Origin of the sequence: Brachybacterium sp. p3-SID957 (assembly GCF_025144775.1) — a bacterium.
GTDB classification, from domain to species: domain Bacteria; phylum Actinomycetota; class Actinomycetes; order Actinomycetales; family Dermabacteraceae; genus Brachybacterium; species Brachybacterium epidermidis.
The window spans coordinates 38490-51496 of record NZ_JALXKT010000002.1; the positions used below are offsets into that span (position 1 = coordinate 38490).

Genomic DNA, 13007 nt, shown 5'->3' on the forward strand with positions numbered 1-13007 from the left:
GATCAGCCGCGGACGATCTGCTCCTGCTCGATGTCCTCAGCGGACATGCGCCTGCTCTCGTCGGCCCGCTGGACACGGTCCTGCTCGTCCTTGCCGGCGAGGTAGTCGCGCTTGACGTCCTCGAGGATGCGGGTGAGCTCCTCCTCCGTGTCCTTCTCGAACTTGGAGGTCTCCCGGATGCTCGAGAGCACTGAGCCGTTGTGCCGCAGGTGCTCCAGCAGATGCGCCTCGAACTCGCGGACGTCCTCCACCTCGATGTCGTCGAACTTGCCGGTGGTGCCGGCCCAGATCGAGACGACCTGCTCCTCGACGGGGAACGGCGAGTACTGCGCCTGCTTGAGCAGCTCCATCAGACGCGCACCGCGGCCCAGCTGCTGCTTGGAAGCGGCGTCCAGATCCGAGGCGAACATGGCGAAGGACTCCAGGTCCCGGTACTGCGCCAGGGAGATCTTCAGCGTGCCCGAGACGGACTTCATCGCCTTGATCTGGGCTGAGCCACCCACGCGGGAGACCGAGATGCCCACGTCGACCGCGGGGCGCTGGTTCGCGTTGAACAGGTCCGACTGCAGGAAGCACTGGCCGTCGGTGATGGAGATGACGTTGGTGGGGATGTACGCCGAGACGTCGTTGGCCTTGGTCTCGATGATCGGCAGGCCGGTCATCGAGCCGCCGCCCATCTCGTCGGAGAGCTTCGCGCAGCGCTCCAGCAGACGGGAGTGCAGGTAGAAGACGTCGCCGGGGTACGCCTCACGGCCCGGGGGACGACGCAGCAGCAGGGACACGGCGCGGTAGGCCTCGGCCTGCTTGGAGAGGTCGTCGAAGACGATCAGGACGTGCTTGCCCTCGTACATCCAGTGCTGACCGATGGCCGAGCCGGTGTAGGGGGCCAGGTACTTGAAGCCGGCCGGGTCCGATGCCGGGGCCGCCACGATGGTGGTGTACTCCAGTGCACCGTTCTCCTCGAGCGCGGCGCGCACCGAGGCGATGGTGGAGCCCTTCTGGCCGACCGCCACGTAGATGCAGCGCACCTGCTTGGCCGGGTCGCCGGACTCCCAATTGGCCTTCTGGTTCAGGATGGTGTCGATCGCGATGGCGGTCTTGCCGGTCTGACGATCGCCGATGATCAGCTGACGCTGGCCGCGGCCGATCGGGGTCATCGCGTCGATGGCCTTCAGGCCCGTCTGCATGGGCTCCTTGACGGCCTTGCGCTGCATCACCGTGGGTGCCTGCAGCTCGAGCGCGCGGCGGCCCACGGAGTCGATCGCGCCCAGACCGTCGATGGGATTGCCGACCGGGTCGACCACGCGGCCGAGGTAGCCCTCGCCGACGGGCACGGAGAGCACCTCACCGGTGCGACGGACCTCCTGGCCCTCCTCGATGCCGGTGAACTCGCCCAGCACCACCACGCCGACCTCGCGCAGATCGAGGTTCAGGGCCAGGCCCTGGGTGCCGTCCTCGAAGACCACGAGCTCGTTGGCCATGACGTCGGGCAGGCCCTCGACGCGGGCGATGCCGTCGGCGGCCTCGGTGACGCGGCCGATCTCCTCGCGCTCGGTGGCGCCGGTCTGGTAGGTGGACACCGCGGTGTCCAGTGCGTTCCGGATCTCCTCCGGGCTGATCGTGAGCTCGGCCATCGCTGTGCTTCGCTTCCTCTCGGTCTCCCCGTGTGCGGGGAATGTGCTGGTGATGCTGCGACGCCTGGGCGTCTGAGCGGGGTCGGGGCTGGTCAGGACACCAGCTGTCGCTTGGCGCGGGCGAGCCGTGCCAGGACGGTGGCGTCGTAGAGGTCGTCTCCGACCTGGATCCGCAGGCCGCCCACGACCTCAGGGTCGACCTGGACGTTCATGTGGATGTCACGGCCGTAGATGCCGGTGAGGATCGCGCCGAGCCGGGCCTTCTGGGCCTCGCTCAGCTCGATCGCACTGGTGACGCTGGCGAAGCTGCGCCGACGCCGGTCGGAGGCGAAGCGTGCGAACTCCGAGATCCGCCGGGCGGGCTTGACGTCGCTGCGGCGGGTCACGGCCCGGGTCACCAGCTGGAGGGTGATCTGATGCACCCGGCCCTGCAGGACGGCCTGGACGATGCGGGCGCGCTGCTCGGGGCGCTCGCGGGCGTCGTCCAGAGCTGCGTGCAGCTCGCCGTTGCGGTCGATCATCCGCGACACCTGGAACATCTCGTCCTCCACCGCGCCCAGGACGTCCTCCCGCTCGGCCTGACCGAGCAGGACGGACACGCCTGCCAGCTCGAGCGCATCGAGGATGTCCTCCTGCTCGGACCAGCGTCGGCGCACGACCTCGTGGGTGACCTCGAGGGCCTGCGGGCTGACCTTGTCGGCGAACAGGGAGCTGACCGCGGACTCCTTGACCTCGGCCGGGCGGCCGGCGTCGGAGAGCAGCCTGACGAGCTGGTTGCTGGAGTCGATGGCATCGGCCACCGAGAACAGTTGCTCGGCACCGGACTCCAACGAATCCGTCGGGACCGCCTGGGCGGACTCGACGTGTCGGAGCACCTCACCGAGGGAGGTGGAGGACGTTCCTCGCATCACTGGTCCTTATCGGGTGGCGGCCTGGGACGACTCCAGGTCGTCCAGGAAGCGGTCGATCACGCGGCGGGAGCGCTCGTCGTCAGTGAGGGACTCGCCGACGATCTTCGAGGCGAGATCGCTCGCGAGCGTCCCGACCTCGCCGCGCAGCTCGTGCGAGGCGGCGATCCGCTCCGCGGTGAGCTGCTGGCGTCCCGAGGCGAGCACGCGCTCGTTCTCGGCCTCGGCGCGGGCCTTGGCCTCCTCGACGATGCGCTGTCCATCCTGGCGTGCCTTCTCGCGGATGGCAGCGGCCTCCTGGCGGGCGGCGGCGAGCTCGGACTCCTGGTCGGCCTTGAGCTGGTCGGCCTGCTCCTGGACCTCTTCGGCCCGGCGGATGCCGCCCTCGATCTTCTCGGCGCGCTCATCGAGCACCGCATTGAGGCGGGGCAGGACGAAGCGCATGAAGACCACGGCGAAGATCGCGATGAAGATCGCCGACCAGATGATCTCCGGCACGTACGGGATGAACAGACGCCAGCCCGGGGTGGGGGAATCTCCTGCGCTGAGGATCATGGGGTGATCCTCAGATGAACGCGAGGACGAAGCCGAAGACGATCGCCAGCAGGGCCAGGAACTCGACGAAGCCGGCGCCGATCAGCATGGTGGTCTGCAGCTGCGAGCGCATCTCGGGCTGGCGGGCCTGCGCCTCGGCGGTCTTGCCGACGAGGATGCCCAGGCCGATGCCGGGGCCGAGGGCTGCGAGACCGAAGCCGACGGAGGCGATGTTGCCCTCGATGGCGGACAGGAGCATCGGATCCACGGGGGTTTCCTTTCGTTGGGCCGTCCGGGCGGACGGCAGATCAGGGGTTCCAGCACGCTGGAAGGTTGGGGGGTACTGCGGTCAGTGCTCGTCGGTGACAGCCATCTGGATGTACACCGCCGAGAGAATGGTGAAGATGAAGGCCTGCAGGGCGGCGACGAAGATCTTGAAGGCGAAGACGCCCAGGCTGAGGGCACCGGCGAAAGGTGCTGCCGCGGTGAGCCAGCTCAGGGAGACCACCAGGCCGTGGGTGAGGCCGATGAGCACCACGATGATCATGTGACCGCCCACCATGTTGGCCAGCAGACGGATGGTGAGCGAGGCCCAGCGGACCACGAACACCTGGATCAGCTCGATCGGGACCAGCAGGAGGTACACCACGCCCGGCACACCAGGGGGCATGGTGGCGTGCTTGAGGTAGCCGCCCACGCCGTGCGCCTTGATGCCCGAGGCGACGTAGATCACGAAGGTGGCCAGGGCCAGCAGTAGCGGGATGCCGATGACGGCGGTGCCGGACATGTTCAGCCCCGGCACCATGAACCCGAGGTTCAGCGCCAGGATCAGCACGAACACGGTGACCAGCCAGGGGCCGAAGCGCCGACCGTCCTTCTCGCCGAGCACATTGACCACGATGTTCTTGTGCACGAACTCGACCAGCAGCTCGACGATGCTCTGGACGCGGCCGGGCACCAGCTTGGAGCGGGAGGCCACCACGCACATGAAGATCAGCACCGCGGCCAGGATGATCAGCCGCACCAGCTGGATGCGGTTGAACTCGAAGGGGGTTCCCGCGAACAGGATGGGGTCGGGGAAGAACTCCTCCAGCGAGGGGATGTGGAGGATGGAGTCACCCTCCGCGAGGAGAGGGGGCGCAACGTCGGCGGTGTTCAGCTCGATCTCCCGTGGTCGTGCAGCCCGCCTCTGCGGCGGACCTGATGTTCACTTCGTGCAGCCCGGCTCCGCTGGATGCGCTGCTGGGGGGTGGCGTCGGTGCCGTCCGGTTCACCTGCCCGGAAGCCTCCGCGCTGTCCGGTCAAGCCCGTGATCAGCGGTGGGACGCCTCTGGGAGCATAACAGAGCATCACTGCTCCTCGGCACGGACGTCAGTCCTTCGGGACGAGGTCACATCGAGGGGCTGGCGCACCTTGAGCAGAAGGATCATCTCGGCGGCGATCGCGCACAGCGCTCCCACCAGCAGTGCGATCCCGACCCAGGCGATGGAGACCTGTGCGGTGTCCCGCAGCAGGATCAGCACCACGATCACGATCACCATCTTCGCGCCCCAGGATGCGAGAACCGTCACGGCCATGGCGATCGCCCCCAGCTTCGGGGCGAGATAGGCCGTGACGACAGTGGGCACCACGACCACCAGCGTCAGCGCCGTGCCCACCAGGGCCCCCAGCACGGCGGGGGTGTCGAAGGCGACGGCGGCCACCGCGATCACCACGGCGTCGAGCGCGACGCCGACGGCCAGGGCGACCAGGGTTGCGCGCAGCATGCCGCGGTCACCGCTGGTGCGTACGGGCTGCTCAGGTGACGTGGACATCGTTCTCCTTCCGCCGGCGCGCACGGCGCCAGTCGAGGGGGTCGAAGGTGAGGACCACGGCGATCAGCACGCCCACGGCCCAGAACAGGAGGACGGACTGCGCATCCAGCACCAGCGGCAGCAGCATCCCGATGGAGATCACCACGGTCCACGTGTACATGATCAGCACGGCCGTGGTCTTGGAGTGCCCCAGGCTCAGCAGGCGGTGGTGCAGGTGCGCCTTGTCGGCATGGAACGGGGAGCGGCCCGAGCCGATGCGCCGCACCACGGCCAGCGCGAAGTCCAGGAAGGGAACCACCATCACCGCGATCGGCAGCAGGATCGGCAGGAACTGCCCGAACAGGTCGGCCCCGGTCAGTCGGGCGGGGTCCACCTGGCCGGTGACGGTGATCGTGCTCGCGGCCAGCAGCAGGCCCAGCAGCATCGAGCCGGAGTCCCCCATGAATATTCGTGCCCGCGCCATGTTGTGCGGCAGGAAGCCCAGGCACGCTCCGATCATGGTGGCCGTGATCAGGGCCGCGAGGGAGGAGTAGTCGGTGGTGGAGGCACTGCGCGTGAGCAGGTAGGCGTAGAGGAAGAACGCGGTGCCGCCGATCGCCATCACGCCCGCGGCGAGCCCGTCCAGGCCGTCCACGAAGTTCACGGCATTCATGCTCACCACCACCACCAGCACGGTGAGGATCAGCGAGGTGCGTCCGGACAGCAGCGTGACCCCGCCGATCGGCAGCGAGACCAGCTGCACGCCCTGCCAGGCCAGCAGCAGCGCGGCGAGCACCTGCCCGGCGAGCTTGGTCACCCAGTCCAGATCCCACTTGTCGTCGGCTGCGCCGAGCAGGCACACCATGCCTGCGGCGGCCAGGATCCCCCAGGGCTGGGCGGAATCCGCGTACAGCCCCTGCAGGAACGGGACGCGGCTGGCCAGCACCAGCGCGGCGGTGACGCCCGCGAACATGGCCAGGCCTCCCAGTCGTGGGGTCACGGCGTCATGGACGTCGCGCGCCCTCACCGCCGTCATCGCTCCTACCCGGCGGGCGAGCAGTCGTGCCGCCGGTGTGGTCAGGAAGGAGACGGCCGCGGCGACCAGGAGCAGGAAGAGGTAGATCCTCACCCGGGCGCGCTCTGCGTCCGCTCGCCGTCGGCGGTGTCCTCACCGGCGGAGGTGTCCAGCGGGGTCTCGTTCCCCGCTGCGGACTCCGTCGCGGGCTGCTCGCCCGAGGAGATGTCCTCCATGTCGGGCTCGGAGGGGAGCGCGATCGCATCGGCCGCAGCTGCCGGGTCGGCCGGGTCGGTCGTCCCGGCCGTGGAGACGGCCGGGTCGGAGTCGTCCTGATCGGGCTGGGTGCGGATGTCGGTGTCGCTGTCGTCGGAGGAGTTCTCCGCCGGGCCGGTCGCACCCTCGGCGTGACTGTCGTCGACGTCCGCAGTGGCGTCGTCCTGGGTGGGCTCCGGCTCGGGGGCGGTGAAGATGTCGCCCAGGACCTCCACGATCTGCTCCCGGGACAGCGCGCCCTCGCGCACGATCTCGGGCGGCTCGACCGTGGTGTCGATGATGGTGGAGCTGGTGCCGATGCGCGCGGTGCCCCCGTCCAGGTACACCTCGACCGCGTCCCCGAGCTGGGTGGCGGCATCCAGCACGCTGAGGGCGGCGGGGCGGCCGTGCCGGTTGGCGCTGGAGACCGCGAGCGGTCCGGTGCGGCGCAGCAGCTCCAGCGCGACCTCGTCATCCGGCATGCGCAGGGCCACGGTGCCGCGGGTCTCGCCGAGGTCCCAGGTCAGGGAGGGCTGGGCGGTGAGGATCAGGGTGAGCGGGCCGGGCCAGAACTCCTCGGCCAAGCGCTCGGCGTACTCGGGGACGTCCACCGCCAGCGCCAGCAGCACCGACGGATCGCCCACCAGCACCGGGGGCGGGGTGTCGCGGCCGCGGCCCTTGGCCTCCAGCAGTGCGTCGACGGCGTCGGCGGAGAACGCATCGGCTCCGATGCCGTACACCGTGTCGGTGGGCAGGACGATCAAGCGGCCTTCGCTCACGGCGTCGACGGCGGTCTGCAGGGCGTCCTCGCGGGACTCGGGGTTCTGGGTGTCGTGCACGCTCACCGGGTCAGTCTCTCACTTCCGTGGTCCATCGGGCTCTGGCTGCGCCGCATCGCCCCCGGGCCGCGTCGCATCGACCGCCCGGCGCGCGACCAGGAACCGGTCGCGGCCGGTGAGGTCAGGCAGGGTGGCCACGTCCTCGAACCCGCCGATGCGTTCGGCGGCGGCGCGGGTGGCGGCTCCTTGGACGTCGGCGTGCTCCATGATCAGCAGTCCGCCGGGCCGCAGCAGCCTGTGGGCCCAGCTGATCACGGTGCGCGGCAGATTCAGGCCGTCCGCCCCTCCCCCGTACAGGGCGCGGGCGGGGTCGTACCGCTGCACCTCGATCTCCTGGGGAACGGCATCCGGCGGCACGTACGGAGGGTTGGAGACGACCGCATCCAGCTGCGGCGCATGGGCGAGGGAGCCGGGTGAGGTCAGGTCGGCGCGGCGCACCTCGATGCGCTCCTGCCAGGCGGCCGTGTTGCGCCGGGTGAGGGCCACGGCCTGCTGGTCGATGTCGACGGCGAGCACGCGCACTTCGGGCAGCTCGTCCAGCAGGGCAGCGGCCAGGGCCCCGCTGCCGGTGCACAGGTCCGCCATCTGCTGAAGGGGGCCGTGGTGGTGCTGCTGCAGCAGGTCCAGCACGAGCTCGGTCTCCGGGCGGGGGATGAACACCCCGGGCTCCGTCGTGAGGCGCAGGCGGCGGAAGGCTGCATGCCCTTCGATCAGCTGCAGCGGCTCACGGGCCTCGCGGCGCGCCACCAGGGCGTCCAGTCGGGGCTCGAAGTCGTCCGGGAGCGAGTCCAGCAGCACCAGGGGGCCATCGCTGCCCGCGGCCAGGGCGAGCAGGGCACGGGCGTCGGCGCTGGGCGAGGGGACGCCGGCTGCGCCCAGGCGGGCGGTGGTGCTCGCCAGGGCCTCGCGCAGCCGCGCGCGGGTGTCGGCGCTCGCGCGGGTGTCGGTGCTCGCGCGGGCGGTCTCGGCCGGCTCCGTGCTCACTGCGGCGTGCCCTGCTGGGCCTCGGCCAGGCGGGCCTCCCGCTCGGCGGCGCGGGCGGAGCCGATCAGCTCCTCGAGATCGCCGGAGAGCACCTGCTGGAGATTGCCGGCCTTGTACCCGGTGCGGTGATCGGCCACGCGCGACTCGGGGAAGTTGTAGGTGCGGATCCGCTCGGAGCGGTCCACGGTGCGCACCTGGGAACGGCGCGCGGAGGCGGCCTGGGCGTCCTGGGCGGCGCGGTGCTGGTCCAGCAGGCGCGTGCGCAGGATCCTCATCGCCTGCTCCCGGTTCTGCAGCTGGCTCTTCTCGTCCTGGCAGGAGACCACGATGCCGCTGGGTAGGTGGGTGATGCGCACGGCCGAATCGGTGGTGTTGACGCTCTGGCCTCCCGGCCCGGAGGAGCGGAACACGTCGATGCGCAGGTTGGCGGGGGCCAGCGCCTCGGCGAGCAGCTCGCTCTCGTCGGTCTCGTCCGCCTCCGGCAGCACCAGCACGCCCACGGCCGAGGTATGGATCCGCCCGGCGGACTCGGTGATGGGGACCCGCTGCACGCGGTGCACACCGGCTTCGTGCTTGAGATGAGCGTAGACACCGTCGGCGGGGGTCGTGGCCCCTCGTGAGGCGATCGAGACGGTGACGTCCCGCAGCCCGCCCAGCTCGGAGGGGGCGGAGCTGAGCACCTCGACACGCCAGCCGCGGTGCTCGGCGAAGGAGCGGTACATGCGCAGCATCTCCGCGGCGAAAAGGGCCGATTCCTCTCCCCCGGCACCCGCCTTGATCTCCAGGATCACGTCCCGCGCATCGTCGGGGTCGCGGGGCGCCAGCAGGTCCTCGAGATGCTCGCGCTCGGCGGCCAGGCGTGCGGCGATCTGCTCGGCCTCGGCCGCGAGCTCCGGATCCTCCGCGCCCAGCTCTCGGGCGGCGGCGAGGTCGTCCTCGCAGGCGCCGACGACGGCGGCCGCGCGCAGCACCGCTTCGACCTCCGCCCAGCGGCGGGCGACGCGGCGGGCCCGGGAGGCGTCATCGTGCAGGGTGGGATCGGCCATCTGGTCCTGCAGCTGCGCGTGCTCAGCGCGCAGCGGCGCGAGCCTGTCCGCTCCCGGGTCGGTGCTCAACTCTGCTCCCCCGTGACGTCCGACGGACACGGGTGCCCGTCACATACGACGACGCCGACGCGCACCGTGGGGAGCGCGCCGGCGTCTGCGAGAGGTCTCAGGCCTTCTTCTTGCCGTAGCGGGCCTGGAAGCGGGCGACGCGGCCGCCGGTGTCCAGGATCTTCTGCTTGCCGGTGTAGAACGGGTGGCACGCGGAGCAGACCTCGGTGTTGATCTTGCCGTCGGTCTTGGTGCTGCGGGTGGTGAACGTGTTGCCGCAGGTGCAGGTGACCTGGGTGGTGACGTACTCGGGGTGGATCTCGGCCTTCATCGCTTCTCTCCTTCTCGGGTCGCTGGGTCGGCGCCCGGCGGGCGCCGTGAACCAGAACCGACGCACCAGTGTGCCACGCCGAACGGGTATCCGACAGGTCACCGGGGTGCGGCGTTCGCCATATCGCGCACCGGCGGCGCGGTCATGCGGAGTCGCGCACCAGCAGGTGGAACGGCACCGTGCGGTGGGCCTGCTCACCGCGCAGCGGCACGCGGCCCTCGAGCATCCCGGCCACCAGGTCCACAGTCTGCTCGGCGATCTCGCCGATGTCGATCGCGAGAGTGGTCAGCTCCGGGGTGACGAGGGAGGACATCTCCAGGCCGTCCACGCCGACCAGCCGCACCCGGTTCGGCACCTCCACGCCCATCCCGCGCAGTGTGCGCAGCAGTCGCACGGCCAGTTCGTCGTTGAAGGCGATGAGCGCGTCGGCGCCGTCGGCCAGGGCCGCTTCGAGCACCTCACGGTGCCCGTCCGTGGCGTGGACCGCGCGCACGGGGGTCGTGCCGTCGGTGCGGATCGCATCCAATGCCCGCACCAGGTCGTGCGCACGACTGCTGGGCTCCCGCGCACCGGCGGGCGCTGTGGCAGCGCGGGCGATGTCGAGGTCGAGCACCAGCGGGCGGCGTGCCCCGACGGACTGCAGATGCGCGGCCAGATCGTCCATCGCCTGCTGGGAGCCGAACTGCACCACGCCCGCAGCGGCCGACTGCTCCGCGGTGCCGTCCAGATGGACCACGGGCATGCCGATCGCGCCGCGGATCCCCTCGGTGCGCACGCCGTAGCCGACGATCGCATCGACCCGTCGGGACAGCTCCGCGGCGGCGGCCTCCGGTTCGGGGGCGTTGTCCGTCTCCGCCAGCACCACGTTCCAGCCGTGGCGGGCGCTGCGACGGACCACGGCGGTACCGAGCTCGGCGAAGAAGGAGTTGGACAGGTCCTTGATCAGGACCCCGAGGGTGGTGGGGCCCTGCTCGACCAGGCCGCGCCCGAAGCGCGAGGGGCGGTAGTTCAGCTCCTGTGCGGCGCGCAGCACCCGTTCCCGCGTGGCAGCGCTGATGCCGGGCATGTCGTTGACCGCGCGCGTGACCGTCTGCCGGGAGACCCCGGCCCGCTGGGCCACGTCGATGATGGTGGACCGGCGCACCGTCCCGTTCATCGCTGCCGCGCCCTCAGGTCGAGCCATGCGATGTCGCCGTCGGTGAGCTGCACCTCCAGGCCCTGGGAGGAGGAGCGAATCTCGGCGATGGTGCGGGGCGGGAACTCCTGCGCGAGGGCCCGGGCCCTCTCGGGCGAGGAGCTGCCCACGGCGACCGGCACACCGCTGTCGGAGTGCGGGAGCTGGCCGGCGAAGCGCCGGGCGATGGCTCCGGGACCGCGGACGGCCCATCGGGTGCGAGGGACGATGCTGCTCATGGGGACGGCCTTTCGTGAACGTTCCCGGACCCCGGCAGGCTACCGGCGCGCCCGGCCAGGGGCAATCACAGCACGCACGAAGCCGCCGGCGCCGCCCCCTGCGGGGCGACACCGGCGGCCGACACTGCACGAGGGCGCCGCAGCCCCCGCAGCTCAGTCTCCGGAGCGGGAGCCCACGCTCGGGGTGTTCTTCTGCACCGTCATCAGGAACTCGGAGTTGGACTGGGTCTTCTTCACGCGCTCCAGGAGCAGCTCGAGCGCCTGCTGCTGCTCGAGGGAGCCCAGCACCCGACGTAGCTTCCACATGATGGCCAGCTCCTCCTTGCCCATCAGCTCCTCCTCGCGGCGGGTGCTGGAGGCGTTGACGTCCACGGCCGGGAAGATCCGCTTGTCGGCGAGGTTGCGCGAGAGGCGCAGCTCCATGTTGCCGGTGCCCTTGAACTCCTCGAAGATCACCTCGTCCATCTTGGAGCCGGTCTCCACCAGCGCCGAGGCGAGAATGGTCAGCGAGCCGCCGTTCTCGATGTTGCGGGCGGCGCCGAAGAACCTCTTGGGCGGGTACAGCGCGGAGGCGTCCACACCGCCGGAGAGGATGCGGCCCGAGGCAGGGGCGGCCAGGTTGTAGGCGCGGCCCAGACGGGTGATGGAGTCCAGCAGCACCACCACGTCGCGGCCCATCTCCACCAAGCGCTTGGCGCGCTCGATGGCCAGCTCCGCCACGATGGTGTGATCCGAGGCGGGGCGGTCGAAGGTCGAGGCGATGACCTCTCCCTTGACCGTGCGCTGCATGTCGGTGACCTCCTCGGGACGCTCGTCCACGAGCACCACCATCAGGTGCACCTCAGGGTTGTTGGTGGTGATGGCGTTGGCGATCTGCTGCATGATGATCGTCTTGCCGGCCTTGGGCGGGGAGACGATGAGACCGCGCTGGCCCTTGCCGATCGGCGAGACCAGGTCGATCACGCGCGGCGAGATGATGTGGGAGGCCGTCTCCAGGCGCAGTCGCTCGTCCGGGTACAGCGGGGTGAGCTTGCCGAAGTCCACCCGAGCACGGGCCCGCTCGGGGGTCATGCCGTTGATGGTGTCCACCTGGACCAGGGCGGCGTACTTGCCCTGGTTCTGGTTCCCACGGCCGCGCCGGTTGCGGCCACCGCCGCCACCGTGGTGCTGCTGCTCGACGTGCTGCTCCTCGCCCTCGCGCGGGGCCTTGACCTGGCCGGTGAGCGCATCGCCCTTGCGCAGGCCGTACTTGCGCACCTGGTTCATGCTCACGTACACGTCGCTGGGACCGGGAAGGTACCCGGTGGTGCGCACGTAGGCATTGTTGTCGCGGATGTCGAGGATGCCGGCGACGGTGACGAGCTCGTCGCCCTCGCGCACATCGTGGTCGTCCTGGGAGCGGCCCTGCTGGCCTCCCTGCTGGTTCGAACCGCCGTCGTCCTGGCCGCGGCCGCGGCGCTTGCGGTCACGGGAGCGGTTGCGGCTGCGCGAACGGCCGCGGCGGTCGTCGTTGTCATCCCGGTTTTCCTGGGAGCGGCTGTCCTGGGCGCGGTTGTCCTCCCCGGAGCGATCGGGCAGCTCGATGTCCTCGATGCGGCGGGGCCGCTGCTGACCACGGCCGTCGCGATCGCTGCGGTCCCCGCGATCACCGCGGTTCTCGCGCTCGCTGCGGTTCTCGCGATCGCCGCGGTCCGGTCGCTGCCGATCGCCGTCCTCGCGCTGGGGGCCGTCCCCCTGCTGCTGGCGGTCCTCGCGGCGATCGCCGCGGGCGTTCCTCTCGCGGGTGGGCAGCTCGATCTCAAGTGCGGGATCCGCCGCGCGCTGGGGAGCGGCCTGCTCCCGAGCGGCCTGCTCCCGCGAGGGCTGGTCCTGGGCGGGCCCGTCCTGCGAACGCCGATCCTGCGAAGGCCGGTCCTGCGCGGACCCGCCGCCGCTGCGCTGCTGCGCATCACCGTCGCCGCGCTGCTGCGCATCGCCGTTGCCGCGCTGCTGTGCATCGCCGGTGGCGGCCTGCCGGTCGGAGCCGGGGGCGCCGCCGCTGCGGATGGCCTCGATCAGCTCGCCCTTGCGCAGGCGGCGGACGTTCTTGATGCCGAGCGAGGAGGCGATGGCCTGCAGCTCGGGGAGTTTCTTCGCGGCGAGATCTGCGCTGCCGGTGGAGGGGGTGGTGTCGTTCACCCGGGTTCCTTCCTGTCGAACCGGGCTGG

Annotated in this window: 14 protein-coding genes; all 14 read right to left on the minus strand. The window is 70.7% G+C overall.

The annotated features are described in order from the left end of the window. Positions 1–2 precede the first annotated feature (2 nt). Positions 3–1634, minus strand: coding sequence for a F0F1 ATP synthase subunit alpha (atpA, locus tag M3B01_RS00560; RefSeq protein WP_259788900.1), 1632 nt, complete (start codon positions 1632–1634; stop codon positions 3–5). Between the two features lie 92 nt (positions 1635–1726). Continuing rightward, positions 1727–2542: a F0F1 ATP synthase subunit delta gene (locus tag M3B01_RS00565; RefSeq protein ID WP_259788901.1), complete on the minus strand. Its 816-nt coding sequence runs from the start codon at positions 2540–2542 to the stop codon at positions 1727–1729. Between the two features lie 9 nt (positions 2543–2551). Further along, entirely contained in the window at positions 2552–3097 is a 546-nt protein-coding gene (locus M3B01_RS00570) for a F0F1 ATP synthase subunit B (RefSeq protein ID WP_193864802.1), read from the minus strand. A gap of 10 nt (positions 3098–3107) precedes the next feature. Then, the gene (gene atpE / locus M3B01_RS00575; protein ID WP_193864801.1) at positions 3108–3344 is read right to left on the minus strand and encodes an ATP synthase F0 subunit C; all 237 of its coding nucleotides are present in this window, start codon (positions 3342–3344) and stop codon (positions 3108–3110) included. 81 nt (positions 3345–3425) lie between these two features. Next, positions 3426–4241, minus strand: a complete 816-nt coding sequence (atpB, locus tag M3B01_RS00580; protein WP_311199656.1) for a F0F1 ATP synthase subunit A — start codon at positions 4239–4241, stop codon at positions 3426–3428. Positions 4242–4425: 184 nt separating this feature from the next. After that, positions 4426–4890 carry a hypothetical protein gene (locus M3B01_RS00585; protein WP_259788902.1) on the minus strand — a complete coding sequence of 155 codons (465 nt, stop codon included), beginning with the start codon at positions 4888–4890 and terminating at the stop codon, positions 4426–4428. Then, positions 4874–5998 carry an MraY family glycosyltransferase gene (locus M3B01_RS00590; RefSeq protein WP_193864799.1) on the minus strand — a complete coding sequence of 375 codons (1125 nt, stop codon included), beginning with the start codon at positions 5996–5998 and terminating at the stop codon, positions 4874–4876. The genes M3B01_RS00585 and M3B01_RS00590 overlap by 17 nt, the downstream gene beginning before the upstream one ends. Beyond that, entirely contained in the window at positions 5995–6984 is a 990-nt protein-coding gene (locus tag M3B01_RS00595) for an L-threonylcarbamoyladenylate synthase (RefSeq protein ID WP_259788904.1), read from the minus strand. Before M3B01_RS00595 ends, M3B01_RS00590 begins: the two co-directional genes overlap by 4 nt. A 12-nt stretch (positions 6985–6996) precedes the next feature. After that, a complete protein-coding gene (prmC, locus tag M3B01_RS00600; RefSeq protein ID WP_259788905.1) occupies positions 6997–7962 on the minus strand; it encodes a peptide chain release factor N(5)-glutamine methyltransferase in 966 nt (321 codons plus the stop codon). Continuing rightward, positions 7959–9077: a peptide chain release factor 1 gene (prfA, locus tag M3B01_RS00605; RefSeq protein WP_259788906.1), complete on the minus strand. Its 1119-nt coding sequence runs from the start codon at positions 9075–9077 to the stop codon at positions 7959–7961. Before prfA ends, prmC begins: the two co-directional genes overlap by 4 nt. Positions 9078–9174: 97 nt before the next feature. After that, a complete protein-coding gene (gene rpmE, locus M3B01_RS00610) occupies positions 9175–9387 on the minus strand; it encodes a 50S ribosomal protein L31 (RefSeq protein ID WP_193864795.1) in 213 nt (70 codons plus the stop codon). A 142-nt stretch (positions 9388–9529) separates the two neighbouring features. Next, on the minus strand, positions 9530–10570 hold the full coding sequence (locus M3B01_RS00615) for a LacI family DNA-binding transcriptional regulator (protein WP_259788907.1): 1041 nt from the start codon (positions 10568–10570) through the stop codon (positions 9530–9532). Next, positions 10540–10800, minus strand: a complete 261-nt coding sequence (locus M3B01_RS00620; protein ID WP_259788908.1) for a hypothetical protein — start codon at positions 10798–10800, stop codon at positions 10540–10542. Before M3B01_RS00620 ends, M3B01_RS00615 begins: the two co-directional genes overlap by 31 nt. Positions 10801–10953: 153 nt before the next feature. Next, the gene (gene rho / locus M3B01_RS00625; RefSeq protein WP_259788909.1) at positions 10954–12978 is read right to left on the minus strand and encodes a transcription termination factor Rho; all 2025 of its coding nucleotides are present in this window, start codon (positions 12976–12978) and stop codon (positions 10954–10956) included. Positions 12979–13007: the final 29 nt, after the last annotated feature.